Here is a 24,751-nt window from a genome sequence, read left to right as displayed (position 1 = left end):
GCCCTCGCCTCGGCAACCGTCGTCATGCTCGGCATCCTTCCGCAGAACGCCAGACTCAACAGATGCAACGGCCAATGATCCCGGCTGTAGTACTAAAGCGGATTGCGATCCGCTTTGGACCGCGACTGCGGGCCCGGCCGCTCATGCGGCCGAAGCCCGACCGGCGAATGAGGTCATATGAATCTAAAGCGAATGCAAATTCGCTTTAAGAGATCAGTTTACGCGGCGGAGGGTCGTTTCCAGGCGGCCCTTGCCCGACCGCTCCAGCCACGTGGCGGACAGCCGGCCGTCGGACCGGATATGGTAGCGCAACGTGTTGCGACCCTTCTCATCGAACACCAGCTCGTCGTTCTCGATGCGGCCCTTGCGGCGCGCCCGCTCGATCGTCTGGTCGGGCTCCATGCCCGGACCCAGCACATAGTCGGCGTAGACCGCGTCCCCGTCCACCTTGTCCACCGACAGCGCGACCTCGCGGCCGTTGATGTAGGCGCCGTACCAGGTGCCGAGGAAGGGGCGGGCGCCACCGGACGCCGGCTCCGACCCGCCGCTGCGCGGGCCGGTCGCCGCAGCCTGCATCAGCTCGGCGCTGGGGGTGCGGCCCCAGGCCTCGTCGCAGGACGGGTCGTTGGCGACCGGCGGCGCCTCCGCGAAGCGGACGATGCAGGCCCCGAAACGGCGCACGAACATGCCGGTGTTGGCGGCGCCATGGCCGGTCAGCAGGGCCGGCTGGTCGACCACGATGTTGTCGAGGCCCCGGGATGCCAGGATGGTGCGCGACGGCTCGCCGCGCCCGCCCGGATCGAAGTCGTCGCCGTGGAAGAAGAACAGCATGACCCGCGCGCTGCGGACGCCGCGCAGGATCGGCCAGAGCTGGGTCGCGTTGTCGCGCCAGCTGTCGTAGGCCTCCGAGAAGTTTCCGAAGGCGGCCGGCGCCGTGCCGATGACCGCGTCGATCCGGTCGGTCTGCCCGGCCGCCATCAGCGAGATGAACGCCCCGAAGGATTGCCCGCTGAGGACGACGCGCTGGTAGCCGCGTCCCTTCAATTCCTCGGCATACCCGGCGAGCGCCCGTGAGCTGTTGGGCAGCGTGTCGCTGACCCGCATCCGGTCGAGCCGGAAGACGTCCCAGCCGGCGTCGCGCAGCGCCTTCATGTAGAGCGGGGTGGGGGCGTTCGAATCCTCCGTCTCCACCGACCGGCCGTGGCTCCACACCACGGCTCCCCTGGCCTTGCCGGGGCCGAGCTGCGCCTCGTCCCCATAGGCCGGGTTCAGGCGGATCTGCGCCGAGGCCGTGTGGGCTGTCGCCAGCAACGCCGTCGCCGCAATAAGTCCGAGCAGTGCCTGTCCGAAAGTCCGCGTCATCCTTCAACGCTCCAGTCTGCGAGCGGTCGAAGGATTGCCTGTTAAGGTTAATCCAACCTTTCCGGCTGGGATTGGCCGCTTTTTGTCACGGTCCCACCGCGGTTCGCATGATGAAAATGAGAATGACTCGCATTTCGTCGAGGAATCGGTTACGCTGCGTCCCAGCTTTCCCGACGGGAGGACGAAGCATGGGCGAGATGACGGGTGAGGGGCGGTTGTCGCCCTGGGCGGTGGGGGACCTCACCCCCGCGGAACGGGCCGTGCTGACCGGGTTCCGGCAATGGTTCCGGCACGGCACCGCCGGCGGCATGGCGGCGATGCGCGCCGGCTTCGACGTCGCCGGGGTGCCTTCCACGGCGCTGCTGCCCCTGTTCGCTCTGCTCGGCTGCTTCGCCGTTGCCCAAGTGCGCCGGCCGGACATCCGCCCGCCGTCCAGCCTGCGGGTCGGCGCCGACGAGATGGCGCTTCTGGACGCACTGGCCTCCGTTCAGGCCGGCGAGGCGGACGTTGCCGTGCAGGTTCTCGACCGCTGGCTGCCGATGATGGCGCTCTGCGTCGCGACGGACGCCGCGCGCGAACTGGGCCGCATCCTGGATGGCTCCTGCATCCGCCTGCCGCGCCGGCGCGCGGCGCGCCTCATCGCCCTGGCGGCGGAGTAGCGGCCCAGGAGGACGGGGCGGCGGGGCGCCAGGCCGTCTCCCGCCGCAGGACCTTGCGCAGGATCCACTGGTCGATGGCGACGTGCACCACGTCGCCGTCCGGGGTGCGGTAGGAATACCGGCCCCGCTCGGTTCCGCAGGCCTCGTAGCCAAGCCGGTCGTAGAAGCCGAGCACGCCCGCGTTGTCGCGATCCACGCCGAGTTCGGCCTCGGCATAGCCGTAATCGAGCACGGCCGCTTCCCCCGCCAGCACCAGGCGCGTTCCGAGCCCGAGCTTGCGGAAGGGCGCGAACACGCGCAACGCCCACAGGGTGCCGCGCTTCAGGGTGCGTTTCCGCTGGAAGTCGATGCACAGCTGGCCGGCGGGAAAGCCGTTGACCTCCGCGACCAGGAGCGCCCCTTGGCCCCTTTCCTGCGTGCGGAAGGCGGTGGCGATGATTTCGCGATGGGGGGTGTGCAGACCGAACCACTCAAGTTCCGGAAGGTCGTCGCGACGGGCACGACGGATCGTGACGGGCAGCGAAAGCGCCTCTTCCATCGTGTTGGCCATCGTGCTGGCCATCGTGTTGACCGTCGTGGTGCCCATCGTGATGGCGCTGTCCATGGCTCCTCCGTGACTCCGGCCTTTTGCGGGAGTGAACGGTGCTACGGCGGAGCGCGTTCCCTTATGCCGGCTTCATCGATGAACCCGTGCCCCATCTTTCGCGTTGTTGGCTCGCCGGAACCAAGAAGGGAGGGGATGCGTGGACACGCTGTGGCCGCATGAGGCGGCCGACCTGCTCGATCGGGCCGCGACGCTCCTGCGGAGCCGCCGCGTGCGCGAAAGCCTCGACCTGTACGACCGCGCGCTGTCCCTCGGGGTCGATCCACTGACCATCGGGGGAGAGCGGTGGATGGCCCATATGCTGCGCGGCGACTTTGAATCGGCCTGGGCCGTCAGCGATGCGGTCCTGGCCCGCACGCCGCCGGACGGCTTCAACCCCGCCGACCGGCCGTACCATCAGCGTCCGGTATGGAATGGCCGTCCATTCGATGGGGAAGCGGTGCTGGTGCGCTGCTACCACGGGCTGGGCGACATCGTGCAGTTCTCCCGGTATTTGCCGCTGGTGGCGCGGCGCGCCTCCCGCCTCTGGGTGCAGGCGCCCGTTGGTGTCCACGCCCTGCTGTCGGGCCTCCCCGGCGTGGATGGATGGCTGCCGCTCTCCGACGACGTGCCGATGCCACCTTACACGGTGGAGGCGGAGTTGATGGAGCTTCCCTTCGCCTTCCGGACGACCATCGTCTCCCTGCCGCGGCCGGCGCCCGGCATCACGGTCGATCCCGCGCGCGTCGCGGCGCAGAAGTCCCGGCTGAGCCGCCGCGGACGGATCAGCGTGGGGCTGGCCTGGGCTGCCGGCGCCTGGGACGGCGGTCACCGGTCGCTTCCTCCCGACCTCCTCCGTCGCCTGACCGATGCACCCGGTGTCGATTGGGTCTGCCTGCAACGGGGGGCGCCGTTGGAGGACGCCGCTTCTCTGCCCTTCTGCGACACCGGCGCCCGCAGTGAGGACCTGATGGACACGGCGGCGATGATCCGGGCCGTCGACCTTGTCCTGAGCGTGGACACGGTGGTGGCCCACCTTGCCGGTGCCCTCGGCGCCCCGGTCTGGACGCTGCTTCATCACGAGGCCGATTGGCGCTGGCTGTTGGACCGCGAGGACAGCCCCTGGTACCCGACCATGCGTCTGATCCGCCAACCGGTCGCGGGCGATTGGCGGGCGGTCGTCGAGCGGGTGCGCGTGGATTTGGCAAGTGCCGCGAGCCGACTTTGAGAAACGCAACGCCGCCGGTTCCATTCGTACGCTGTATAAAGCGGCTTTGGTGCCATTTTTCAGCCAAACGGCATGAGCAGAAAGCAACCGATAGACTATGACATCCGTCGCCTTGACGCTCTACGCGTGTCATGTCAGAGTCTGAACAAATGATCGACCCTGGACCGGAGCAGCGCAGGGCCGGACCGGACCTGTGATGGAGGACAAGGCCATGATGAGAATCGTCAATCTGAGCCGCACGGGCCTTTTCGTCGTGATGCGCAGCGGCGCCCTGGCGTCCTTGGCCGGCCGCACGCACTGGCGTTCGCTGGATGAGGTGTGGTCGGCCGCCCGGTCGGAGAATGTTCCGGTCAGCGACTTCGTCGTCCGCACGGCCGCCGCCTGACCGGCTGGCGTCTTTCGACCAAACGTCACGCTTCTACGACAAACGGGCGCCGGCGGTCCTTGGAAGGCCGCTGACGCCCGTTTTCTTTTAGCGTGCTTTCCGGTGGTCAGCCGGCGCGAACCCGCGCGAGGAAGCGGTCGACCTCGGTCCGCAGGGTGGTGGACTGACGGGACAGGTCGTTGGTGGCGTCGAGCACGTTGCGAGCTTCGCTGCCGGTGTCGGCGGCCGACGAATTCACCCGCACGATCGTCTCGCTCACCTCGCGGGTGCCGATGGAGGCCTGCTGGACGTTGCGGGCGATCTCCGTGGTCGCGGCGCCCTGTTCTTCCATCGCCGTCGCGATCGAGGTCGAAATCTCGTTGATCCGCGAGATCGTCTCGGAAATGGAGCGGATCGCGCCGACGGCTTCCTGGGTCGCGCCCTGCACCGCGCCGATCTGGGCGTTGATTTCCTCGGTCGCCTTGGCGGTCTGGTTGGCGAGGCTCTTCACCTCCGACGCCACGACGGCGAAGCCCTTGCCCGCCTCGCCCGCGCGCGCCGCCTCGATGGTGGCGTTCAGCGCGAGAAGGTTGGTCTGGCTGGCGATGTCGTGGATGAGCTTCACCACCTGCCCGATCTTGCTGGCCGCGTCGGCAAGGCCCTGGACGGTGTTGTTGGTGCGTTCGGCCTGGGACATCGCCTCGCTGGCGATCGCTGCGGACTGGGTCACCTGGTGGCTGATCTCGCCGATGGAGGCGGTCAGCTCCTCCGCGGCGGCCGCGACCGTCTGGATGTTCACGGACGCCTCTTCCGCGGCGGCGGCGACCTGCGTGGACTGGGCGCTTGTCTCCTCGGCCGTGCGGGTCATGTTCTGCGCGGTCGATTGCAGCTGCTGCGCGGCCGAGGCCACCGCCTGCACCACGCCCTTGACCTCGCGCTCGAACGAATCGGCGGTGCTGCCCAATTCGCGGGAGATGATGGCCGCGGTGTTCAGGTCGACATAGACCGACGTCGCCAGATCCATGTCGAGGAACACCGCCTTGTTGATCGCCTGGAGCAGCAGCGCCAGCTTCTCCGGCTTCTTGCGGTAGACCTGGGCGGCCAGATCGATCAGCTTGTTCATGGTGAAGCAGTAGGCGCCCATGTACCAGCGCGGCTCCAGGCCGATTCGCTGGTGCGCCTGGCCGATCTTCAGGACCTGCGCCATGTAGGCGTCGTCGAAGGTGCCGGTGAAGACGTTCTTCAGCCAATGCTGCTTCTGCATGTCGCGCGCGCGGCTGACCGTGGTCGGGTTCGCCAGCAGCGTCGAGACCTGCGGAACGGTGCGGAGGTAGCCGTAGAAGTCTTCCAGGATCTGATCGATGCGCTGCGCCAGATAGGGCTGGAATTCCCGGAGGGTGGCCTTCGTGGCTTCGTCAATGCGAAGGAACGCGATGCGCTCGACAATGGATTGGGTCTGGCCAGCATGCGACATGGAGCGACTTCCCCGCGAAAAAGTTCGGCGTCAGGATAACGCAATTTGTATAGAATGCAAAGCAATCCACCCTGCGGATCAGACTATGACGTCCGTGGAAGGTTGTGAAAACGGTCCGCTTTGTCGCAGGCTCGTTGCAGATGAAAAAAATCCGGCGGTGCCGTGGGGCAGCCGCCGGATGGGTGTGTGAAACGGTGCTGGAAGCCGGTGCGCCAGGGCGTATGCCGGACCCGGTCAGGCGGCCGCGTGGACGGCCGGGCGGCGCAACGCCTGGGCGGCGCTCAGCACCGCCTTCTGCAGCTTCTCAAACGCACGGACCTCGATCTGCCGGACGCGCTCCCGCGAGACGCAGAACTGCTGGCTCAACGCCTCCAGGGTGGAGGGATCGTCCTTCAGGCGGCGTTCGAACAGGATGCGCCGTTCGCGGTCGTCCAGCCGCTCCAGCGCCTGGCCGACAAGGCGCCGGCGCAACGCCAGCTCGTCCGCGTCGGCGATCACGATCTCCTGCGTCGGACGATCGTCCGCCAGAAGCTCCAGCCAGTTGGTCTCGCCGTCGCTGGACAGGGTCGCGTCCAGGGAGCTGTCGTTGGACGACAGGCGGCGGTTCATCTCCACCACCTCCAGCTCCGGGACGTCCAGCTCGGTGGCGATGGCGGTGACGGTGGCCGGCGACAGGTCGCCCTGTTCCAACTCCTCCATCTGGCTCTTCAGGCGGCGCAGGTTGAAGAACAGCTTCTTCTGCGCGGCGGTGGTGCCCATCTTCACCAGCGACCAGCTGTGCAGGATGTATTCCTGGATGGCGGCGCGAATCCACCATGTGGCGTAGGTTGCGAAGCGGAAGCCGCGCTCCGGGTCGAATTTCTGGGCCGCCTGCATCAGGCCGACGTTGCCTTCCGCGACAAGGTCGGCCAGCGGCAGGCCGTAGCCGCCGAACCCGCGGGCGATCTTGATGACCAGCCGCAGATGGCTGCCCACCAGCCGTTCCAGCGCCACGGAGCTTCCGCGATCGCGCCAGGCGACCGCCAGTTCGCGCTCCTCGTCGGGGGCCAGGATGGGGAACCGCTTCGATTCCTCGACGTACCGGGACAGGCTGGCATTCTCACCAGTCAGGAGTTTCTTGAGCACTCCAAGGCCTCCTCTCTCCAACGCTCCACCGCCGTCATGACTCCATCCCCTTTCGATGAGCGTGCGTCGGACGCTCATCGCTTCGGCCTTATGTTTCTCGGGAATTTGCCGAAATTATCCAGGAATGCGTCAATCGGACTAGGTTACTGTGCCGTCCTGACCAAGTCGGATCAAGCCTGGAAACGGCGTTGCAGCAATATTTTTCGGCGTATATCCGGGCTATTCTGCTGCCGCGACAGGCGTTCTGGCGGGGCGAACTTTTGTACCAGCCACCAGAGGTGGACGACTGACGTTTGGATGACGGGATATTGAGGTTGCCTTCCTTTGGGTGGCTCTCGGCCATTTGGGAGGGTTCAGCACGCCGGGCATCGGCCAACCGGCAGGGGGGCGCCTCTGCGGAAGGTCAGTGGCCGCCGCAGAGACGACGTGGGACGGCGACCGCTTCCCGTGCCTGTTCAGCGCCGGCCGACCGTGTTATGTGCGGCGCGCCACTTGGAGACCCGCACATGCTCGTCCGCGATAGCCGTCCTGAGGATCTGGAGCGCATTCACGCCATCTACGCCCACCATGTGCTGACCGGCTCGGCGTCCTTCGAGGAGGTGCCGCCCGATGCCGCCGAGCTTGGGCGGCGGCGCCTGGAAGTGCTCGGTCGCGGGTTGCCCTATGTCGTGGCGGAGATCGACGGCATCGTCGCCGGATACGCCTATGCGGGCCCCTACCGGCTGCGCACCGCCTACCGCTTCACGGTCGAGGATTCCATCTACATCGACCCGGCCTTCACCGGGCGTGGCCTGGGGCGGGCGCTGTTGGCGACGGTGATCGAGCGCTGCACCCTGGCCGGGTGCCGCCAGATGGTCGCGGTGATCGGCGACAGCGGCAACGCATCGTCCATCGGCCTGCACCGGCAACTGGGCTTCGAGCCCGCGGGCGTTCTCAAATCGGTCGGCTTCAAGTTCGGCCGCTGGGTCGACAGCGTCCTGATGCAGCGGCCCCTCGGCAGCGGCGACGAGACTCGTCCGAACGGATAGGGGGTGTCGCGCAATAAAAAGGGCCGTTGGAAAAACCAACGGCCCGAGTTTGGGAGGAAACGCTCCAGAGGCGTATGAGGAAAGTCTATGCCGCGCTGCACAATACGACCATAGGCAGAATGTCGCAGATGAGGCTTTGCGACGGCCGAAACGACGACGGGCGCACCCTCGGGTGCGCCCGCAGTGACAACCGGCAAAAGCGGGGGACCTCAGTCCTGGGTCACGCGCTTGCGGCCGAGCCCGAGCTTGGTCGCCATCTCCGACCGCGCCTTGGCGTAGTTCGGCGCGACCATAGGATATTCCGCCGGAAGGTTCCACTTCACGCGGTATTCATCCGGGGACATGTCGTACACGGTCTTCAGATGGCGCTTCAGCATCTTCAGCTTCTTGCCATCCTCCAGACACACGATGTAGTCGGGCGTCACCGACTTCTTGATCGGCACAGCGGGCTCGAGCGCGGCCTTGGCCGGCGCCGCCTTTTCTTCGCCCAGGCCGCGGAAAGCCGTCTGGACGTTGTTGATCAGCGACGGCAGGTCACCGACCGACACGGTGTTGTTGCCGACATAGGCAGCGACGACCTTGGCGGTCAGTTCCTGCAGTTCCGAAGGTTCCATGGACATTGCGGCGCTCCGTCGAGGTCCGATTTGGCGAGGTCCGATTTGACGTGATCCGGTTGGGCTTGATCCGGTTGGGTCAGTCGTTGACCGCGTCGCGCAGCTGCTTGGCCGGCTTGAACTTCGGCGCCTTGGAGGCGGCGATCTTCACGACGTCGCCGGTGCGCGGGTTGCGGCCCTCGCGGGCGGCGCGCTCGGCGACCTCGAAGATGCCGAAGCCCGCCAGGCGGACTTCCTCACCACGGCCCAGAGCCGAAGAGATGCCTTCGAACACCGACTGAACGACCTTGGCGGCTTCCGTCTTCTTGATGCCCGCGCTGGTGGCGACGGTCTCGATGAGCTCGGCCTGGTTCATTGGACAACTCCTTGGGCTCGTTTGATTGGAGAATTTTCCGTGTTATTGGCAGAAGGAAACCATCGGCACAAGAGCGAAGCCAGGAAAAGCAACCGCAAGTGTTTTGATGCTGCTGAATTCTTGCAAGAACTGTGGCCTGGATGCATCAAGCCGCCCTGGTCGCCATACACCGGCCTGCGCGAAGCGGCGCGGATGCCCCCGGAATCCGCACGACTCGCGTTCGTCGGGGTCTTGAAGCGCCGCGTCGGCGCACCACCTCGAAGGCGTTCGGGTCCGGGCCCCTCTGGCGGCTGAGGCGTCAGCCGCGATGTCGGACACCTCTTGAATCCACTGCAGACGCAGCGCAATCAAGCGGGTCCTCTCCATGGATTCCCTCCTGACATTTGTCCTCTTCGATGTGATGGGGAAGCCGGTCTGGCTTTGGCTTTCCTTCCTGGGCATCGTGCTTGTCCTGCTCGCCTTCGACCTCGGCGTGTTGAACCGCCGCGACCACGAGATCGGCGTCAAGGAAAGCCTCCGCCTGTCGGCCTTCTACATCACCGTCGCCCTGCTGTTCGGCGGCTGGATCTGGTGGTCCATGGGCGAGACGGCGGCCGTCCAGTACTACACAGGCTTCTTCATCGAGAAGAGCCTGTCGCTCGACAACGTCTTCGTCATCTCGCTGATCTTCACCTACTTCGCCGTTCCGCGCGACCTGCAGCACCGCGTGCTGTTCTGGGGCATCCTGGGCGTCATCGTCCTGCGCGGCCTCATGATCGGCGCGGGTGCGGCGCTGGTCAGCGAGTTCCATTGGGTGCTCTACGTCTTCGGCGCGTTCCTGCTGATCACCGGCGTGAAGATGCTGTTCGCCGTCGACCAGGAGCCGGACATCGCCGGGAATCCGGCGCTGCGCTTCCTGCGCCGCCACCTGCGCATCACCGACGGCTTCCGCGGCCACCACTTCTTCGTCCGGGAGCCGGTGACGGCCGGCGGCCCGCCGCTGCTTGCGGCCACGCCGCTGTTCCTGGCGCTGATGATGATCGAGTTCGCCGACCTGATCTTCGCGGTCGACAGCGTGCCGGCGATCTTCGCGATCACCACCGACCCCTACATCGTCTACACCAGCAACATCTTCGCCATCCTCGGCCTGCGCGCCCTGTATTTCGCGCTGGCGGCGATGGTGCACCGGTTCCGTTATCTGAAATACGCGCTGGCCCTGGTGCTGGTGTTCATCGGCGGCAAGATCTTCTACACGCAGTTCTTCGGCAAGCCGGATCCGCTGATCTCGCTCGGCGTGACGCTGGGCCTGATCGTCGGCGGCGTCGTGGTCTCGCTGCTGAAGACCCGCAGCGAAGCGCGGCACGCCCCGGCCGAGTGATGCCGAAGGCGTTGGGGTGGGGGAGGGGGCCGAAGGGCCCCCTCCGCTTTTCCCGAATGGGCCGGGCTCAGCCGGGCTTGCGGCCGGCGCGGACTTGGAGTTCCTCGATCTTCCGTTCGGCCTCGTCGTAGGTGAGGTTGTCCTCCAGCGGCACGGCCGCCTCGTCCGACAGGACCTTCAGGTGTTCCCTCTGGTGCTCGGTCATGGGCAGGCCACGGCCGGCGTCGTTGGGGTTGATGCCGCGGCCGTCGCCGGTGGCGGGGTTGGCGCGTCCGGTGTCGGCGGCGCGCTGGCGGTCCCGCTCGCTCATGTCCCGTTCGCTGGTGACCTCGCCCCGGCCCTTCCCGAGGTCGTCCTGGTTCCGATCATCCATGGCGCTTCTCCCGGTGCGGTTGATGCCCGATCAATGGGCGTCGCACCGGAAGGTTCCTCACCCGGTGAAGCCGAGGCGCTTCAACTCGGCGATGGACGATTTGGCGCTGCTGTGCAGGACGAACAGGCCGCCGGCGGCCAGCCAGGGCTCGCGCGCCTTCTCCCGGTCGTCGACCAGCACCTTGCCGGGACCGCCATGCTTGAACTTGTCCTTGGCCATGCAGGTGATGACCCGGACGTGCGGGCCAAGCATGTGGGCGACCCAGCGGCGTTTCTGCTCCGGCGCCCAGGAGCCGAGCGGCAGGCCGGTGAGGATCACCGGCTCGAACGGCTCGCAGAACCGCCAAAGCTCCTGCGCGTCGTGCATGAACTCCAGCGTGCCGAAGAAGTCGGGATGGCGGGACAGCTCGCGCCACATGACCTTCATCGGCAGTTCCTCCGGCCGCTTGCCGGTGACCGCCTTCACGCCCCGGTCGAAATCGGCCAGCACCCCGTCGAGGTCGAGAAACAAGTCCAGCTTTGCCATCGGCTCTCCTTCAACTGCGGTGAGCAAAACCATAGCGGCCCCGGGGAACCTTCGCCAGCCGGTCGGGTTGCTCGCCAAACGGGGGGCACCATGACGGTCATCGGCATTTCGGGGTCTTACGGGGGGCTCAACCTCGGGGACGAAGCAATCCTCACATCCGCGGTGGAGCAGCTGCGGGCGACGGTCCCGGGCGTGGAGGTGGTGGTCTTCACCCGCAACGCCGCGCACACCCGCGCCAACCACACGGTGGACCGCGTGCTGAACCCGCGCGAGGCGATGCGCGACGAGATCACGCCGGAGGTGGAAAGGCTCGATCTCCTGCTGCTCGGCGGTGGCGGGATCCTCTACGACAGCGAGGCGCAGACCTACCTGCGGGAGGTCACCATCGCCCAGCGTCTCGGCATCCCGACCTACACCTACGCCATCGGCGTGGGTCCGCTGAAGGACCGGGTCGAGCGCGACGCCGTCCGCGAGGGGCTGGACCGCATGGCCGGCATCACGGTGCGCGAGCAGAGCGCCAAGCGCCTGATCGAGGAGATCGGCGTCCATGTTCCGGTGACCGTCACCGCCGACCCGGCCCTGCTGCTGACGCCGGAGCCCTTCACCGACGCCATGCTGGCGGAGGCCGGCATCCCGCGCGACCGGCCGCTGGTCGGCCTGTCAGTGCGCGAACAGGGGGCTGCGGCGCCGGAGTTGTCGGAATCGGCCTACCATCAGCTTCTGGCCGAGGCCGCCGACTTCATCGTCGAGCGGTTCAGCGCCGACGTCGTCCTGGTGCCGATGGAGCGCGCCGACGTGCGCGAGGCGCACCGCGTTATCGGCCGTATGACCCTGCCGGAGCGCGCCCACCTGCTGAAGTACCGCTACACGCCGCGACAGATCATCGGCCTGATGGAGCATTTCCAGATGGCCGTCGGCATGCGGCTGCATTTCCTCATCTTCGCCGCGATCACCGGCACGCCGCTGATCGCGCTGCCCTACGCGTCGAAGGTCTACGACTTCCTGACCTCGCTGGGGCTGGAGCCGCGGGCGACCGTGGCCCACACCACCGCGGGGACCTTCCTGGCCGACCTCGACCGGCTGTGGGACCACCGGGCGGAGCAGACGTCGCTGCTCCGCGACCGTCTGCCGGTCCTGCAGGACCGCGCCCGCAGCACCGCGCCGCTCGCGGTCCAGATCGTGCGATCCCGTGCGGGATAGCCGGGAAGGGAGAACGTCCGAAAGGAGAGTGGAGTGCCAGTCCTGAAACGGCCGGCCAAGCCGGAATCCATCACCCTTCCGCCCCGCCGCGCGACCAAGGTGGCGCGCTGCCAGGTCCTGGTCGTCGGGGGCGGTCCGGCCGGAATCGGCGCCGCCATCGGCGCGGCGCAGTCCGGCGCCGACACGATCCTGGTGGAGCGCTACGGCTTCCTGGGCGGCAACGCCACGGTGGCCCTGGTGATGCCCTGGATGAGCTTCTACACGCAGCGCGGCTCGGTCGCGGTGGTGGACAACACAAAGCTGATGCCGCAGGACCATGGGCCCGGCGAGCCCGTCGTGGGCGGGGCGCTGGCGGTGATCCTCGGGCGGCTCTACGCCAGCCGCGGCGCCATCCCGCCTTCGCCGGACACCGGCTTCACCGTTCCCTTCGATCCGGAGGTGCTGAAGATCACCGCCCAGGAGATCCTGGACGAGGCGGGCGTGAAGGTGCTGCTGCACGCCTTCGCCTCGACGGTGCTGGGGGAGGCGGGGAAGCCGAACGCGGTGGTGTTCGAGACGAAGTCCGGCCCGGTGGTCATCGAGGCCGACTGCATCGTGGATTGCACCGGCGACGGCGACATCGCCGCGCTGGCCGGCTGCGACTACGAGGTCGGGCGGGAGGAGGACGGGCTGACCCAGCCCATGACCCTGATGTTCCGCATGGTCGGCTTCGACCACGACGCCTTTTCCGACTTCGTCCAGCAGAACCCGACGCAGTGGCGCGGCGTCCACGGCCTGTGGGATCTCGTCTCCAAGGCCACGGCCAACGGCGACCTGGACCTGCCGCGGGAGGACATCCTGTTCTTCGCGACCACTCGTCCGGGGGAGATCGCGGCGAACTGCACGCGCGTCACAGGCGTGCTCGGCACCGACGTCTTCGACCTCACCTGCGCGGAGTGGGAGAGCCACCGGCAGGCCGCCCAGATCGCGAATTTCCTCCATAAATATGTGCCGGGCTTCGCCAACGCCTACGGCTGCCAGACCGGCACGGCCATCGGGATCCGCGAGACTCGGCGCATCGTCGGCGAGTATTCGATGACCGTCGACGACGTCCTGGGCGCCCGGAAGTTCGACGACGCCATCGCCCGCGGCACCTACCCCGTGGACATCCACAGCCCGACCGGCCGCGGCACGGTGCTGAAGCGCGTTCCGTCCGGCGAGTGGTACGAGGTGCCGATGCGCTCCCTGCTGCCCAAGGGGGTTGACGGCCTGCTGGTCGCCGGCCGCTGCATTTCCGGCAGCCACGAGGCGCATTCCTCCTACCGCGTGACGCCGACCTGCATGGCGACGGGGCAGGCCGCCGGGGTCTGCGCCGCCATGGCGTCGCGCAGCGGCGAGCGCCCGCGCGATATCCCGGTCGGTGCCGTGCAGCGGGAACTGCTGCGCCAGGGCGCGCTGCTGCGCGAACCGGGGGCGTGACGGCGAGGTGACGGGGCGCGCTACTTGCGCTCCCACACCTTGGTTTCGATGTAGCGGTTGGCGAGGAACCGGTAGGTCTGCTTCTGAAGCTGCTCGATGGCCATGGAGCGTTCGACCGGCGTGCTCTCCCACGCCTGGAGCAGTTCCTCCCACTCCAGCAGGCGGGACCGCAGGTCGTCGCGGATCTTGCGGATGAAGCGGACGGTGGTCTCGAACGCCCTCAGCGCGCCGAAGATCTCGCCGGTCTGCGCGTCGGCCTGCTCGAAGATGGCGTCGTATTCCCTCACGGGCTTGCGCAAAAGCCCCTGCATGCGGGCGATCTCGCTGCAGAAGGTGCGGTCGGTCCGGTAGATTTGCGTCAGCTTCGCCAAGTTGTCGCCGATTCCGCGGATGTGGTGGAAGCGGTCGCGCAGCGCCTCGATGTAGGACAGCTCCTGAGCCAGATCGTCGATGCGGTCGGCCAGATACTGCTCGTAATTGTCCTTCAGCCCCAGCTTTTCCGCGATCTCCCGGAAGGCGGTCTTCACACGGGTCTTGGTCTGGGGATCCTCGACGACCTGCTCCAGCTCGTCCGCGTCGACGACGATCATCTCGCTGCCGGTGATCCAGGAGACGAGCTGCACCGTCAGGCGGCCCTTGGCGATTAGCCGGTGCTTGTCGTCCACCGACCAGGAGGCCCGGCCGTCCAGCAGTTCGCCCGGGATCTGCTCGCCCGGGCGGATCTGCTTCACGAAGTTCAGGCCTTTCGCGACCAGCCCCAGCAGCTTGGAATCGGGGCTACCCTCGGCGATGTCGAAGGATTCCATCAGGGTGGTGAAGGAGAGCGCGGCCTTCAGGTCGCCCAGCGTGATCTGCAGCGCCGGCTGCTTGGTTCCCGGATCGATGAAGAAGTAGGCGCCGGAGATGCTGAAGACCTTGTGCTGGAAGTCGAAATGCGTGTCCCGCATCGGCGGAGGGGCCGCCGGGGCAGGAACTGGGGAGGGCGCTGGCGCCGCTCCGTCGGCGGGGGCGGGTGCCGAGTCAAGGCCGGAGGCGTTTTCGGATGCGTCGGTCATGCTCGGTGAGGCCGCCGGGATTGTTGAGACGCCAGACTACAGCAGATCCCGCAGCCGGAACCAGAGCATCGCGAGGACGAGCGCCGGTGTCCGAAACCGCCGCCCGCCGGGAAAGGGCATGTGCGGTATGCGGGCGAAGACGTCGAACCGCCCGGCCTGCCCCCGGATGGCTTCGGCCATCACCCGGCCGGCCATGCCGGCCAGAGCCACGCCGTGCCCGGAATAGCCGTGCGCGAAGTAGGTCGTTGGCGACAGCCGGCCGACCTGCGGCATGCGGTTCACCGTGATGGCCACGTGCCCGCCCCAGAAATAGTCCACCGCCGCGTCGCGCAGCTGCGGGAACACCGCCAGCATCTTCGACCGCATGGTCAGGCGCAGGCCGGGCGGGTCCATGCCGGAGTAGCTGACCCCGCCGCCGAACAGCAGCCGGTGGTCGGCGGAGCGGCGGAAATAGTTCAGGACGAAGTTCATGTCGCTGATCGCCGCGTTGGTCGGCAGAAGGGACGCGACCGTCTCCTCCCCCAACGGTTCCGTCCCGATCAGGTAGGTGGCGACGGGCATGATCATCGACGCCAGCGGCGGCGCCAGCGTGCCGAGGTAGGCGTTGCCGGCGAGCACCAGGAAGCGTGCCTTCACGGTGCCCTTGTCGGTGGCCGCCCGCGGCTCCGCCCCGGTCTCGATTCGGGTGACGCGCGACTCCTCGAAGATGCGGACGCCCGCCTGGACGGCGGCGTCGCCCAGGCCCAACGCGTAGTTCAGCGGGTGCAGGTGGCCGCTGCCCAGGTCGAGCAGGCCGCCGATGTAGGCATCCGACCGCACGACCTCGCCCACGGTGCCGCGGTCCAGCACCCGCACCTTGTCGTAGCCGTAGCGCCCCTGCATTTCCGCTTCCAGGGCGGCGACGTCGGCCATGTGGCGCGGCTTGACCGCGGCGTAGGCGAATCCCCAGGTGAGGTCGCAATTGATCCCGTGCCGCTCGACCCTGTCGGCGAGCAGGGTCTTGGCGTCCTCGCCGAGGTCCCACAGGCGTTGGGCGTCCTCCCGGCCGACCCAGCGCTCGATGGTCGCCATCGACTTGTTGTAGCCGGTGATGATCTGCCCACCGTTGCGACCCGACGCGCCCCAGCCCACGCGGTGGGCCTCCAGCAGGATCACGTCGAACCCCTGCTCGGCCAGCTCCAGCGCGGTCATCAGCCCGGTGTAGCCGCCGCCAACCACGCAGACGTCACAGGAAAGCTCGCCCTCCAGCGCCGGATGGCGTTGGTGCGGATTCGCGGTATCGGCATACCACGAGCGGAGATAGGAGCGCTTCGGCATGGACGGCAGTTAGGGGGAGGGGACCCCGGCCCGTCAATCCTTCCGAAGGGGCCACTGCAAATCCGCACGCCTTCCGGACAGGATCCGCCTTCCCCTCTGGCGCGCAGCGGGGGTTCGGGGCCATAGTAGGGGCATCGTCCACAGAAGGGAGGGGCTGCCCACCGTCCGGTGCGGTCCAGACATTCATGGGTTTCATGGAAGACTTCATCAAGAAGAACCGCATCACCGAAGTGGAATGCCTCGTGCCCGACATGTCGGGCATCGCGCGCGGCAAGATCGTCCCGGCCGAGAAGTTCCTGCGCATCCTGCGCGACCGCGGCCTGCGGCTGCCCGAGGCGATCTTCGTCCAGACGGTCACCGGCGAGTATCCGGAGGACGACACCGTCACGTCGGACGAGAATTCCGACATCTACATGATCCCCGACGAGCGGACGATTCGCTTCGTCCCCTGGTACGAGGAGCCGACGGCCCAGGTCATCACCGACTGCGTCTACGCCGACGGCAGCCCGGTCAACTTCTCCCCCCGCCACGTGCTGAAGCGCGTGCTCTCGCTGTACGAGGAGCGCGGCTGGAAGCCGCTGGTGGCGCCGGAACTGGAGTTCTTCCTGGTCCAGGTCAACAAGGACCCCGACTATCCGTTGGTGCCGCCGATCGGCCGCAACGGCCGGGTGGAGAGCGGGCGGCAGGCCTTCGGCATCGACGCGGTCAACGAGTTCGACCCGATCTTCGAGATGGTCTACGACTATTGCGAAGCGCAGGACATCGACATCGACACGCTGACCCACGAGGCCGGCGCCGCGCAGATCGAGATCAACTTCAACCACGGCGACGCGCTGGAACTGGCCGACCAGGCCTTCCTGTTCAAGCGCACGGCGCGCGAGGCGGCGTTGCGCCATCAGGTCTACGCGACCTTCATGGCCAAGCCCATGCAGAACGAGCCGGGCAGCGCCATGCACATCCACCAGTCGGTGGTGGACGCCGACTCCGGCCGCAACCTGTTCTCGGAGGCCAACGGCAGCGACAGCGCGCTGTTCATGGCGCACATCGCGGGCCTTCAGAAGTACCTGCCCTACGCGATGCCGCTGCTGGCGCCGAACGTGAACTCCTACCGGCGCTTGGTGCCGAACTCCGACGCGCCGATCAACGTGCATTGGGGGCGCGACAACCGCACCACCGGCCTGCGGGTCCCCGTGTCCCAGGCCGATTCGCGCCGCGTCGAGAACCGCGTCGCCGGCGCCGACGCCAACCCCTACCTCGCCATCGCCGCGTCGCTCGCCTGCGGCTACCTCGGCATGGCGCAGGGGCTGGAACCGACCGATCCGGTGAAGGGCTCCGCCTACCGGCTGGCCTTCACGCTGCCGCGCCACCAGGGCGACGCCTTGCAGAAGTTCAACGCCTGCAAGCCGCTGAAGGAGATCCTGGGGGAGACGTTCGTGGACGCCGTGACCTGCGTGAAGGAGGCCGAGTACGAGGCCTATCACCGGGTCATCAGCTCGTGGGAACGCGAGAACCTTCTGCTGAATGTTTGAGCAGGCCTGCCCCCTCCTTGAGCCCTGATGAAAGAGACGGCGAAGGAGGGGGCATTTCACCCCGCATAGGCCCCCGCATACCGTTGACAACCAACCCTTTCGTGGGTGCAATAGCGCCCGCGCTGGGGACGCCGTGCGGAACGCGCCGCACCCCCTGTCAAACGACCACGACTCGAACGACCAAGAACTCGGGGGCTACCTGAATGAAACGTTTCGCTCTCAGCGTCATCGGCGCGGTCGCCGCCGTCGCCACCACCGCCGCCCTGGCCGGCCCGGCGATGGCCCAGGCCAAGAAGCCGGTCAACATCTACATCTGGAATGACTATCTGGGCGATTCGACGCTGGCCGACTTCACGAAGGCCACCGGGTATGAGACCAAGGTCGACCTGTACGACAGCCTGGAGCTGCTGGAGCAGAAGGTGCTGGTCGGCAAGTCGGGCTACGACGTGATCGTTCCGACCGCCGAGCCGACGCTGTCGCGCATGATCCAGGCGAAGGTCGTCGCCCCGCTCGACAAGGCGAAGATCCCGAACCTGAAGAACGTCGACCCGAAGGTTCTGAAGCTGCTGGAGAACTCCGACCCCGGCAACAAGTTCGCCGTGCCCTACCTCGGCGGCACCGTCGGCATCGCCATCATTCCGGAGAAGATCAAGGCCGTCGCCCCCGACGTCCCGCTGGACAGCTGGGACCTGATCTTCAAGCCGGAGGTGGCCAAGAAGGTCGCCTCCTGCGGCATCACCGTCATGGATTCGGCCATCGACGTGATCCCGTCGGTGCTGAACTACCTTGGCCTCGACCCGAACTCCGAGAAGAAGGAGGATCTGGACAAGGCCGAGAAGGCGCTGATGGCCGTCCGCCCCTACATCAAGCAGTTCGTGACCGGCGGCAACATCAACATCCTGGCGGCCGGCGACGCCTGCGTGGTGATGTCCTACAACGGCGACGCCATCCAGGGTGCGGCCCGCGCCGAGGAAGCCAAGAACGGCGTGAAGGTCGAGTACGTCACCCCGAAGGAGGGCGTGCAGGTCTGGTGGGACACGCTGGCCATCCCGGCCGACGCCCCGAACAAGGCCGGCGCCTACGACTACATCAACTTCATCCTGGATCCGGCCAACATCGCCGCGATCTCCAACAAGGTGAACTACGCCAACGCCGTGCCGGCTTCGCTGGCCAGCGTGGACGAGGCGGTGAAGTCCAACCCGGCCGTCTTCCTGCCGGAAACCAGCAAGGTGAAGCTGTTCTCGCTGAAGCCGATCAAGCAGGCCACCGACCGCGCCCGCACCCGCGTGTGGACGAAGGTCAAGACCGGCAAGTAAGCTGAGCCCTGACAAGCACGACTGAAACGCGCCCCGGCCGATCCCACGCGGGAACGGCCGGGGCGTTCCCTTGAGAAGAGGACGCCGAAGAGGACCCGATGGCCGTCCAGCCGATCCGCAAGCCCACGCGCCTGGAGCCCTGGCAAGACCCCAGCCAGACGCCTTACGTGCGCATCGAGAAGGTGACCAAGGCCTTCGGCGATTTCATCGCCGTGGACGACGTCAGCCTGTCGATCTACCGCGGGGAGTTCTTCGCCCTGCTCGGCGGGTCGGGCTCGGGCAAGACCACGCTGCTCCGCATGCTGGCCGGGTTCGAGACGCCGACCGAAGGCAAGATCTTCATCGACGGCGTCGACATGGCCGGCATCCCGCCCTATGAGCGGCCGGTCAACATGATGTTCCAGAGCTACGCCCTGTTCCCGCACATGACGGTGGAGCAGAATGTCGCCTTCGGCCTGAAGCAGGACGGCGTGGCGAAGTCGGAGATCCGGGAGCGGGTGGGGGCGATGCTCGACCTCGTCCAGCTCGGCCGCTTCGCCAAGCGCAAGCCGCACCAGCTCTCCGGCGGCCAGCGGCAGCGCGTGGCGCTGGCCCGCTCGCTGGTCAAGCGGCCGAAACTGCTGCTTCTGGACGAGCCGCTGGGCGCGCTCGACAAGCGGCTGCGCGAACAGACCCAGTTCGAGCTCGTTAACATCCAGGAGAAGCTGGGAGTCACCTTCATCGTGGTCACCCACGACCAGGAGGAGGCGATGACCATGTCCAGCCGCATCGCCGTCATGAACCACGGCGTGATCGCCCAGACCGGCACGCCGACCGAGATCTACGAATACCCGCAGTCGCGTTTCGTGGCGGAGTTCATCGGCTCCGTGAACATGTTCGAGGGCAGGGTGGTGGAGGACCAGTCCGACCACGTCCTGATCCGGTCGGAGGACGCGGGCTGCGACCTCTACATCAACCACGCCGTGGCCGTGCCGTCCGGTGCCACCGTCGGCGTGGCCGTGCGCCCGGAGAAGATCGCGCTGAGCAAGGAGCCGCCGGCCGGATCCGACGGGCGCAACGTGACCACGGGGATCGTGCGCGAGATCGCCTATCTCGGCGACGTGTCGATCTATCTGGTGGAGCTGAAGACCGGCAAGACCGTGCGCGTGACCGCGCCCAACCTGGTGCGCCGGACCGAGATGCCCATCACCTGGGACGACGAGGTCTACCTGACCTGGCGCCCCTTCGCCGGCGTGGTGCTGACCCAATGATCAACCGTCTCCGCCGGATCGGGCTGTGGGGGCGCGGGGCGGTGCTGGCCGTCCCGTACCTGTGGCTTCTGCTGTTCTTCCTGGTGCCGTTCCTGATCGTGTTCGGCATCAGCCTGTCGGAGTCGGTCATCGCCCAGCCGCCCTACGCGCCGCTGGTGGAGTGGCTGGTGGACGAGGACGCCGGCACGACGAAGCTTCAGCTTCTGCTGAACCTGTCCAACTACCTGCGGCTGGGCGGCGACGACCTGTACGTCCTGGCCTATCTGAACTCGGTCAAGATCGCGCTCGTCACCACCATCTGCTGCCTGCTGATCGGCTACCCCATGGCCTACGCCATCGCGCGGGCGGAGCCGGCCAAGCGCGGGCCGCTTATGATGCTGGTCGTCCTGCCCTTCTGGACGAGCTTCCTGATCCGCATCTACGCCTGGATCGGCATCCTGAAGGCCAACGGGGTGATCGACAACCTTCTGCAATGGTCCGGCCTGACGACCGCGCCGTTCGAGCTTCTGTACTCGGACTGGGCGGTCTACATCGGCATGACCTACTGCTATTTGCCCTTCATGGTGCTGCCGCTGTACGCCACGCTGGAGAAGATGGACCCCACGCTGCTGGAGGCCGCCGCCGACCTCGGCTGCCGGCCCTGGAAGGCGTTCCTGACGGTGACGCTGCCGCTGTCGCTGCCGGGCATCATCGCCGGATCGCTGCTGGTCTTCATCCCGTCGGTGGGCGAGTTCGTGACGCCGGAACTGCTGGGCGGGCCGGACACGCTGATGATCGGCCGCGTGCTGTGGAACGAGTTCTTCGCCAACCGCGACTGGCCGGTCGCCTCGGCGGTGGCCATCGCGCTGCTGCTGTTCCTGGTGGTGCCGATCATGATTTTCCAGCACGTGCAGGGCCGTCAGGCGGAGGCGGAACGATGAAGCGGATGGGGTTCCTGTCCTGGGCGCTGTGGTTCGGCTACGCCTTCCTGTACGTGCCCATTGCCCTGCTGATCCTGTACTCCTTCAACGAATCGCGCCTTGTCACCGTATGGGGCGGCTTTTCGACGAAGTGGTACGCGGAGCTGCTGCACAACGACCAGCTCCTCAGCGCCGCTTGGCTGTCGCTGGAGGTCGCGGCGATGTCGGCAACCGTGGCCGTCGTGCTGGGCACCGTCGCCGGGCTGGCGCTGGCGCGCTTCGGGCGGTTCCGCGGGCGGACGCTGTTCGGCGGGATGATCACGGCTCCGCTGGTCATGCCAGACGTCATCACCGGCCTGTCGCTGCTGCTGCTGTTCGTGGCGCTGGAGCAGCTGATCGGCTGGCCGGACGGGCGCGGCGTGACGACGATCACCATCGCGCACACGACCTTCACCATGGCCTACGTCGCCGTCATCATCCAGTCGCGCCTCGTCAGCCTGGACGAGAGCCTGGAGGAGGCGGCGATGGATCTGGGCGCCCGCCCGGCCAAGGTGTTCTTCGTCATCACCCTGCCGATCATCGCCCCGGCGATCGTCTCCGGCTGGCTGCTGGCCTTCACCCTGTCGCTGGACGACGTGGTGGTCGCCAGCTTCGTGTCGGGGCCGGGATCGACCACGCTGCCGATGGTCATCTTCTCCAGCGTGAAGTTCGGCATCAGCCCGCAGATCAACGCGCTGGCGACCCTGATGGTAACGGTCGTCTCGGTCGGCATCTTCATCGCCAGCCTGATCATCAACCGGCAGGAACGGCAAAAGCAACGCGACGAGCAAATGGCCGTGCAGGGCGGGTGAATCCCGCCCTGCGCCGCTCCCAATGGAGCTATGCCACAAGGCCGCAGCCGAGGGGGGTGGCCGCAGGCTGTTGTTTTGTCTATGTTGTAGGCATCTGCAACAGCGAATGAGGCCGTATCGTGCGCGCGCTCTTATGGTTCCCCATGCTTCGTCTCGGTTTTACGATGCCTTTCGCGGCGCCTGTTGAACGCCGCTATTCGGACCGCCCGCCCTCCCGCCGCCTGTCCTCCCGCCGCTGAGCGGTCGAGCGCTAGCCCTTCCGGGCTTTTCGGTGGCCGTTGCCAAATCCGCCGTCCCGTGGTTAGGGTGAACTGAGACATTGAACGCTCAGGCCGATGGATAATGGCCGGCGTACTACAGGATCGGCGGGAGATTTTGAAATGACGACACCGGCGGCGGAAGGCCTGTACATGCCGGGCGAGTGGGAGCGTCACGCGCGCTGCTGGATGGCGTGGCCGTGCCGTCCGGAAACCTGGCCCGACGAAAAGGCCTTCGACGCCGCCACCGCCACCTACACCGATGTCGCGCGGGCCATCAGCCGGTTCGAGCCGGTGACCATGGTCTGCGACCCCGCCGACGTCGCCGAGGCCTCCCTGGCCTGCGGGGCGGGCGTCGAGATCCTGCCTCTGCCGATCAGCGATTCCTGGATTCGCGACACCGGCCCCAGCTTCGTCACCGACGGGAAGGGACAGGTCGCGGGTGTCCACTGGCGTTTCAACGCCTGGGGCGGCAACTACGCGGAGTGCGAGAAGGACCAGCAGGTCGGCCGGCTGGTCCTGGAGCATCTGGGCCTGCGGCGCTTCGAGGCTCCGCTGGTCATGGAGGGCGGTTCCTTCCATGTGGACGGGCAGGGCACCCTGCTGACGACGGAGCAGTGCCTGCTGAACCCCAACCGCAACCCCAACCTGAGCAAGGCGGAGATCGAGGAGCAGCTGAAGGACCAGCTCGGCGTCTCCACCATCATCTGGCTTGGCGAAGGCTACCAGGACGACGAGACCGACGGCCACATCGACGAGATCGCCTTCTTCGTGAAGCCCGGCGTCGTCATGGCGATCACCACCGACGATCCGGGCGACGCCAATTTCAAGGCGTTCCAGGACAATCTGGACCGTTTGAAGCGCGCCCGCGACGCCCAGGGACGCGAGTTGGAGGTCATTCCCGTGCGGCAGCCCTCCCGCCGCGACGAGAACGGCGTGCGCCTCACGCTCTCCTACACGAACCTCTACATCGCGAACGGCGGCATCGTCATGCCGGCCTTCGAAGATCCGGCCGATGACGACGCCTTCCGCGTCGTGCGGCGCGCTTTTCCGGACCGGGAAGTGGTCCAGATCCCGGCGCTCGACATCGTGCGCGGCGGCGGCGGCATCCACTGCATCACCCAGCAGCAGCCGGCCGGCTGACCGACACCCAGCCGTCGCGACACGCAGCAGGCGAGGGGAGGGCGGGCATTCGCCATCGGCTCCTCTCGCTTGCGCGAATCGCGTCTTGATTAGGGATGTGCGAAGGCGCATCTTCTGACCATGCAGTTGAATCCGGTCATCGCGCCCCCGGTGGCGAAGCCGCAACCGCCGATCACCCCGGCGGCGCAGATGGCCATGTCGCCGGCCGTTCAGGCGGCACAACAGACGACCGCGACCGTCCGGACACAGACCCTTCAGGCTCCGCAAGCCGTGGGCAAGGCGGAAGCCCCGCGTGACACCCGCAGCGCAACCCAGACGGGGCAGGCGCTCGACACCCAGGCCGCGGCCGCGAACGCACGCACCAACGGCCAGGGCTACGGTGCGCGGACACGAGGATCGCTGCTCGACGTCAGCGTCTGACGGGCACCGGCGCGGGCCGCCCACCGGCCTAACCATCGCGGGCAGAACGCCCGAATTCCCGAATCCGGCTGTATCTTTCCCGTGGCTTGCGCCATTATCGGGTGCGGAAGGCTGACACTTCTTCGCTTTCCTCGCCCTGTCATCGTGCGCCTGCGATTCTGGAGCTGCCCGCCGGATGTTCTATTCCGCCTTTCAAATGATCGCCGCCGGACGAACCGACGTCGGTCGGACGCGGTCGCGCAACGAGGACAGCTTCCACCTCAATCCGGACTCCGGGTTGGCGGTGGTGTGCGACGGGATGGGCGGCCACGCGGGCGGAGACATCGCCAGCCGCACCGCGGTGGAGGTCATCGCCGACTTCATCCAGGAGTTCAATCCGGACGAGGCGACGAAGGCCGGGACGGCCACGCCGCCGGACGAGGATTGCACGCTTTCCGAATCCCATTCGGTGGAGCCGGCCGTGCAGAACGCGGTGTCGGTGGCTCGCTCCGCCGTGCAGCTCGCCAACCGCCGCATCCACGCGCTGAACGTCGAACGTGGCTTTGCCGACGGGCGCGGCATGGGCACCACCGTGGTCGGGCTATGGCGGGTTCCGGGAACGGGCAAGCTGGTCGTCTTCCACGCCGGGGACAGCCGGCTCTACCGCCTGCGCGACGGCGAACTGCGGCAGGTCACCCGGGACCACAGCCTGTACCAGCTCTGGCTCGACAACGGCCGCCGGGGCACGGCACCGCAGCGGAACATCATCGTCCGGGCCTTGGGCACCGGCGAGCATGTGGACCCCGACATCACGGTCCTGTCGATCCTTCCGGACGATCTGTTCCTTCTGTGCTCGGACGGCCTGAACGGCATGGTTCCCGACGCGGCGCTGAACCGTATCCTGAGCCGGGAGCCGCGGCCGGGACCTGAGGAAAGCTGCATTCGGCTGATCGATACGGCCAACCAGGCCGGAGGACACGACAACATCACCACTGTCGTGTCGTGGTTTGTGCCGCGCGCCTGATCACGG

The 24,751-nt window shown here is 67.1% G+C and carries 25 protein-coding genes; 15 read left to right on the top strand and 10 right to left on the bottom strand.

Features of this window, described 5'->3' with window-relative positions; genetic code table 11:
* Positions 1–213 precede the first annotated feature (213 nt).
* Positions 214–1,362 carry an alpha/beta hydrolase gene (locus J2851_RS22645; RefSeq protein WP_209769062.1) on the bottom strand — a complete coding sequence of 383 codons (1,149 nt, stop codon included), beginning with the start codon at positions 1,360–1,362 and terminating at the stop codon, positions 214–216.
* 188 nt (positions 1,363–1,550) lie between these two features.
* Here J2851_RS22645 and J2851_RS22640 point away from each other — a divergent pair, with 188 nt between their 5' ends.
* A complete protein-coding gene (locus tag J2851_RS22640) occupies positions 1,551–2,021 on the top strand; it encodes a hypothetical protein (RefSeq protein WP_209769060.1) in 471 nt (156 codons plus the stop codon).
* Here J2851_RS22640 and J2851_RS22635 read toward each other — a convergent pair.
* Positions 1,999–2,625 (bottom strand): GNAT family N-acetyltransferase, encoded by a 627-nt coding sequence (locus tag J2851_RS22635; protein ID WP_209769058.1) that lies wholly within the window; start codon positions 2,623–2,625, stop codon positions 1,999–2,001. The genes J2851_RS22640 and J2851_RS22635 overlap by 23 nt on opposite strands.
* A gap of 139 nt (positions 2,626–2,764) precedes the next feature.
* On the opposite strand from J2851_RS22635, the gene J2851_RS22630 reads away from it, so the two are divergent.
* Both J2851_RS22630 and J2851_RS22625 read left to right on the top strand, forming a co-directional pair.
* Positions 2,765–3,832, top strand: coding sequence for a glycosyltransferase family protein (locus tag J2851_RS22630; protein ID WP_209769057.1), 1,068 nt, complete (start codon positions 2,765–2,767; stop codon positions 3,830–3,832).
* Positions 3,833–4,043: 211 nt separating this feature from the next.
* Complete coding sequence (locus J2851_RS22625; protein WP_209769079.1) at positions 4,044–4,217, top strand: hypothetical protein; 174 nt, start codon at positions 4,044–4,046, stop codon at positions 4,215–4,217.
* Positions 4,218–4,323: 106 nt separating this feature from the next.
* Here the strand turns inward: J2851_RS22625 and J2851_RS22620 are convergent, their stop codons facing one another.
* Both J2851_RS22620 and rpoH read right to left on the bottom strand, forming a co-directional pair.
* A complete protein-coding gene (locus J2851_RS22620) occupies positions 4,324–5,670 on the bottom strand; it encodes a globin-coupled sensor protein (RefSeq protein WP_209769056.1) in 1,347 nt (448 codons plus the stop codon).
* Positions 5,671–5,904: 234 nt separating this feature from the next.
* A complete protein-coding gene (gene rpoH, locus J2851_RS22615) occupies positions 5,905–6,795 on the bottom strand; it encodes an RNA polymerase sigma factor RpoH (protein ID WP_209769055.1) in 891 nt (296 codons plus the stop codon).
* Between the two features lie 506 nt (positions 6,796–7,301).
* Here rpoH and J2851_RS22610 point away from each other — a divergent pair.
* Positions 7,302–7,823, top strand: a complete 522-nt coding sequence (locus tag J2851_RS22610) for a GNAT family N-acetyltransferase (RefSeq protein WP_209769054.1) — start codon at positions 7,302–7,304, stop codon at positions 7,821–7,823.
* A 209-nt stretch (positions 7,824–8,032) separates the two neighbouring features.
* Here the strand turns inward: J2851_RS22610 and J2851_RS22605 are convergent, their stop codons facing one another.
* Both J2851_RS22605 and J2851_RS22600 read right to left on the bottom strand, forming a co-directional pair.
* Complete coding sequence (locus J2851_RS22605; RefSeq protein ID WP_209769053.1) at positions 8,033–8,443, bottom strand: Ros/MucR family transcriptional regulator; 411 nt, start codon at positions 8,441–8,443, stop codon at positions 8,033–8,035.
* A 73-nt stretch (positions 8,444–8,516) separates the two neighbouring features.
* Positions 8,517–8,792, bottom strand: coding sequence for an HU family DNA-binding protein (locus J2851_RS22600; RefSeq protein WP_209769052.1), 276 nt, complete (start codon positions 8,790–8,792; stop codon positions 8,517–8,519).
* 364 nt (positions 8,793–9,156) lie between these two features.
* On the opposite strand from J2851_RS22600, the gene J2851_RS22595 reads away from it, so the two are divergent.
* On the top strand, positions 9,157–10,149 hold the full coding sequence (locus J2851_RS22595) for a TerC family protein (RefSeq protein ID WP_209769050.1): 993 nt from the start codon (positions 9,157–9,159) through the stop codon (positions 10,147–10,149).
* 67 nt (positions 10,150–10,216) lie between these two features.
* Here J2851_RS22595 and J2851_RS22590 read toward each other — a convergent pair whose 3' ends face one another.
* Entirely contained in the window at positions 10,217–10,522 is a 306-nt protein-coding gene (locus J2851_RS22590; RefSeq protein ID WP_209769048.1) for a DUF3072 domain-containing protein, read from the bottom strand.
* A gap of 57 nt (positions 10,523–10,579) precedes the next feature.
* Complete coding sequence (locus J2851_RS22585; protein WP_209769047.1) at positions 10,580–11,047, bottom strand: HAD family hydrolase; 468 nt, start codon at positions 11,045–11,047, stop codon at positions 10,580–10,582.
* Between the two features lie 90 nt (positions 11,048–11,137).
* Between J2851_RS22585 and J2851_RS22580 the strand changes: the two genes are divergently transcribed.
* Positions 11,138–12,247 (top strand): polysaccharide pyruvyl transferase family protein, encoded by a 1,110-nt coding sequence (locus tag J2851_RS22580; protein WP_209769046.1) that lies wholly within the window; start codon positions 11,138–11,140, stop codon positions 12,245–12,247.
* 33 nt (positions 12,248–12,280) lie between these two features.
* Positions 12,281–13,705, top strand: coding sequence for an FAD-dependent oxidoreductase (locus J2851_RS22575; RefSeq protein WP_307420066.1), 1,425 nt, complete (start codon positions 12,281–12,283; stop codon positions 13,703–13,705).
* 20 nt (positions 13,706–13,725) lie between these two features.
* Here the strand turns inward: J2851_RS22575 and J2851_RS22570 are convergent, their stop codons facing one another.
* Positions 13,726–14,652: a hypothetical protein gene (locus tag J2851_RS22570; protein WP_246500846.1), complete on the bottom strand. Its 927-nt coding sequence runs from the start codon at positions 14,650–14,652 to the stop codon at positions 13,726–13,728.
* Between the two features lie 144 nt (positions 14,653–14,796).
* Positions 14,797–16,077, bottom strand: coding sequence for an NAD(P)/FAD-dependent oxidoreductase (locus tag J2851_RS22565; RefSeq protein WP_209769045.1), 1,281 nt, complete (start codon positions 16,075–16,077; stop codon positions 14,797–14,799).
* A gap of 185 nt (positions 16,078–16,262) precedes the next feature.
* Here J2851_RS22565 and J2851_RS22560 point away from each other — a divergent pair, with 185 nt between their 5' ends.
* The 8 genes from J2851_RS22560 (at position 16,263) to J2851_RS22525 (ending at position 24,745) form a co-directional block, all read left to right on the top strand.
* The gene (locus J2851_RS22560) at positions 16,263–17,606 is read left to right on the top strand and encodes a glutamine synthetase family protein (protein ID WP_209769044.1); all 1,344 of its coding nucleotides are present in this window, start codon (positions 16,263–16,265) and stop codon (positions 17,604–17,606) included.
* A 203-nt stretch (positions 17,607–17,809) separates the two neighbouring features.
* Complete coding sequence (locus tag J2851_RS22555; RefSeq protein ID WP_209769043.1) at positions 17,810–18,922, top strand: extracellular solute-binding protein; 1,113 nt, start codon at positions 17,810–17,812, stop codon at positions 18,920–18,922.
* Positions 18,923–19,020: 98 nt separating this feature from the next.
* Positions 19,021–20,172: an ABC transporter ATP-binding protein gene (locus tag J2851_RS22550; protein WP_209769042.1), complete on the top strand. Its 1,152-nt coding sequence runs from the start codon at positions 19,021–19,023 to the stop codon at positions 20,170–20,172.
* Positions 20,169–21,092: an ABC transporter permease subunit gene (locus J2851_RS22545; RefSeq protein ID WP_209769040.1), complete on the top strand. Its 924-nt coding sequence runs from the start codon at positions 20,169–20,171 to the stop codon at positions 21,090–21,092. Before J2851_RS22550 ends, J2851_RS22545 begins: the two co-directional genes overlap by 4 nt.
* Positions 21,089–21,922 (top strand): ABC transporter permease subunit, encoded by an 834-nt coding sequence (locus J2851_RS22540; RefSeq protein ID WP_209769039.1) that lies wholly within the window; start codon positions 21,089–21,091, stop codon positions 21,920–21,922. Before J2851_RS22545 ends, J2851_RS22540 begins: the two co-directional genes overlap by 4 nt.
* A 380-nt stretch (positions 21,923–22,302) precedes the next feature.
* Positions 22,303–23,322 carry an agmatine deiminase family protein gene (locus J2851_RS22535; protein WP_209769038.1) on the top strand — a complete coding sequence of 340 codons (1,020 nt, stop codon included), beginning with the start codon at positions 22,303–22,305 and terminating at the stop codon, positions 23,320–23,322.
* Between the two features lie 120 nt (positions 23,323–23,442).
* Complete coding sequence (locus J2851_RS22530; RefSeq protein WP_209769037.1) at positions 23,443–23,742, top strand: hypothetical protein; 300 nt, start codon at positions 23,443–23,445, stop codon at positions 23,740–23,742.
* 175 nt (positions 23,743–23,917) lie between these two features.
* Positions 23,918–24,745, top strand: a complete 828-nt coding sequence (locus J2851_RS22525) for a PP2C family protein-serine/threonine phosphatase (protein WP_209769036.1) — start codon at positions 23,918–23,920, stop codon at positions 24,743–24,745.
* The last annotated feature ends 6 nt before the right edge of the window (positions 24,746–24,751 follow it).

Origin of the sequence: Azospirillum rugosum, from assembly GCF_017876155.1 — a bacterium.
Taxonomy (GTDB): Bacteria; Pseudomonadota; Alphaproteobacteria; order Azospirillales; family Azospirillaceae; genus Azospirillum; species Azospirillum rugosum.
The sequence above is the reverse complement of the archived record's forward strand: the minus strand, read 5'-3'. Positions and strand labels throughout refer to the sequence as shown.

What these genes read in the sequence shown, in the direction of transcription:
- J2851_RS22645 (WP_209769062.1), bottom strand. Translation starts at nt 1,362, where the DNA reads ATGACGCGGACTTTCGGACAGGCACTGCTCGGACTTATTGCGGCGACG.
- J2851_RS22640 (WP_209769060.1), top strand. Translation starts at nt 1,551, where the DNA reads ATGGGCGAGATGACGGGTGAGGGGCGGTTGTCGCCCTGGGCGGTGGGG.
- J2851_RS22635 (WP_209769058.1), bottom strand. Translation starts at nt 2,625, where the DNA reads ATGGACAGCGCCATCACGATGGGCACCACGACGGTCAACACGATGGCC.
- J2851_RS22625 (WP_209769079.1), top strand. Translation starts at nt 4,044, where the DNA reads ATGATGAGAATCGTCAATCTGAGCCGCACGGGCCTTTTCGTCGTGATG.
- J2851_RS22620 (WP_209769056.1), bottom strand. Translation starts at nt 5,670, where the DNA reads ATGTCGCATGCTGGCCAGACCCAATCCATTGTCGAGCGCATCGCGTTC.
- J2851_RS22610 (WP_209769054.1), top strand. Translation starts at nt 7,302, where the DNA reads ATGCTCGTCCGCGATAGCCGTCCTGAGGATCTGGAGCGCATTCACGCC.
- J2851_RS22605 (WP_209769053.1), bottom strand. Translation starts at nt 8,443, where the DNA reads ATGTCCATGGAACCTTCGGAACTGCAGGAACTGACCGCCAAGGTCGTC.
- J2851_RS22600 (WP_209769052.1), bottom strand. Translation starts at nt 8,792, where the DNA reads ATGAACCAGGCCGAGCTCATCGAGACCGTCGCCACCAGCGCGGGCATC.
- J2851_RS22595 (WP_209769050.1), top strand. Translation starts at nt 9,157, where the DNA reads ATGGATTCCCTCCTGACATTTGTCCTCTTCGATGTGATGGGGAAGCCG.
- J2851_RS22590 (WP_209769048.1), bottom strand. Translation starts at nt 10,522, where the DNA reads ATGGATGATCGGAACCAGGACGACCTCGGGAAGGGCCGGGGCGAGGTC.
- J2851_RS22585 (WP_209769047.1), bottom strand. Translation starts at nt 11,047, where the DNA reads ATGGCAAAGCTGGACTTGTTTCTCGACCTCGACGGGGTGCTGGCCGAT.
- J2851_RS22580 (WP_209769046.1), top strand. Translation starts at nt 11,138, where the DNA reads ATGACGGTCATCGGCATTTCGGGGTCTTACGGGGGGCTCAACCTCGGG.
- J2851_RS22570 (WP_246500846.1), bottom strand. Translation starts at nt 14,652, where the DNA reads ATGCGGGACACGCATTTCGACTTCCAGCACAAGGTCTTCAGCATCTCC.
- J2851_RS22565 (WP_209769045.1), bottom strand. Translation starts at nt 16,077, where the DNA reads ATGCCGAAGCGCTCCTATCTCCGCTCGTGGTATGCCGATACCGCGAAT.
- J2851_RS22560 (WP_209769044.1), top strand. Translation starts at nt 16,263, where the DNA reads ATGGGTTTCATGGAAGACTTCATCAAGAAGAACCGCATCACCGAAGTG.
- J2851_RS22555 (WP_209769043.1), top strand. Translation starts at nt 17,810, where the DNA reads ATGAAACGTTTCGCTCTCAGCGTCATCGGCGCGGTCGCCGCCGTCGCC.
- J2851_RS22550 (WP_209769042.1), top strand. Translation starts at nt 19,021, where the DNA reads ATGGCCGTCCAGCCGATCCGCAAGCCCACGCGCCTGGAGCCCTGGCAA.
- J2851_RS22545 (WP_209769040.1), top strand. Translation starts at nt 20,169, where the DNA reads ATGATCAACCGTCTCCGCCGGATCGGGCTGTGGGGGCGCGGGGCGGTG.
- J2851_RS22540 (WP_209769039.1), top strand. Translation starts at nt 21,089, where the DNA reads ATGAAGCGGATGGGGTTCCTGTCCTGGGCGCTGTGGTTCGGCTACGCC.
- J2851_RS22535 (WP_209769038.1), top strand. Translation starts at nt 22,303, where the DNA reads ATGACGACACCGGCGGCGGAAGGCCTGTACATGCCGGGCGAGTGGGAG.
- J2851_RS22530 (WP_209769037.1), top strand. Translation starts at nt 23,443, where the DNA reads ATGCAGTTGAATCCGGTCATCGCGCCCCCGGTGGCGAAGCCGCAACCG.
- J2851_RS22525 (WP_209769036.1), top strand. Translation starts at nt 23,918, where the DNA reads ATGTTCTATTCCGCCTTTCAAATGATCGCCGCCGGACGAACCGACGTC.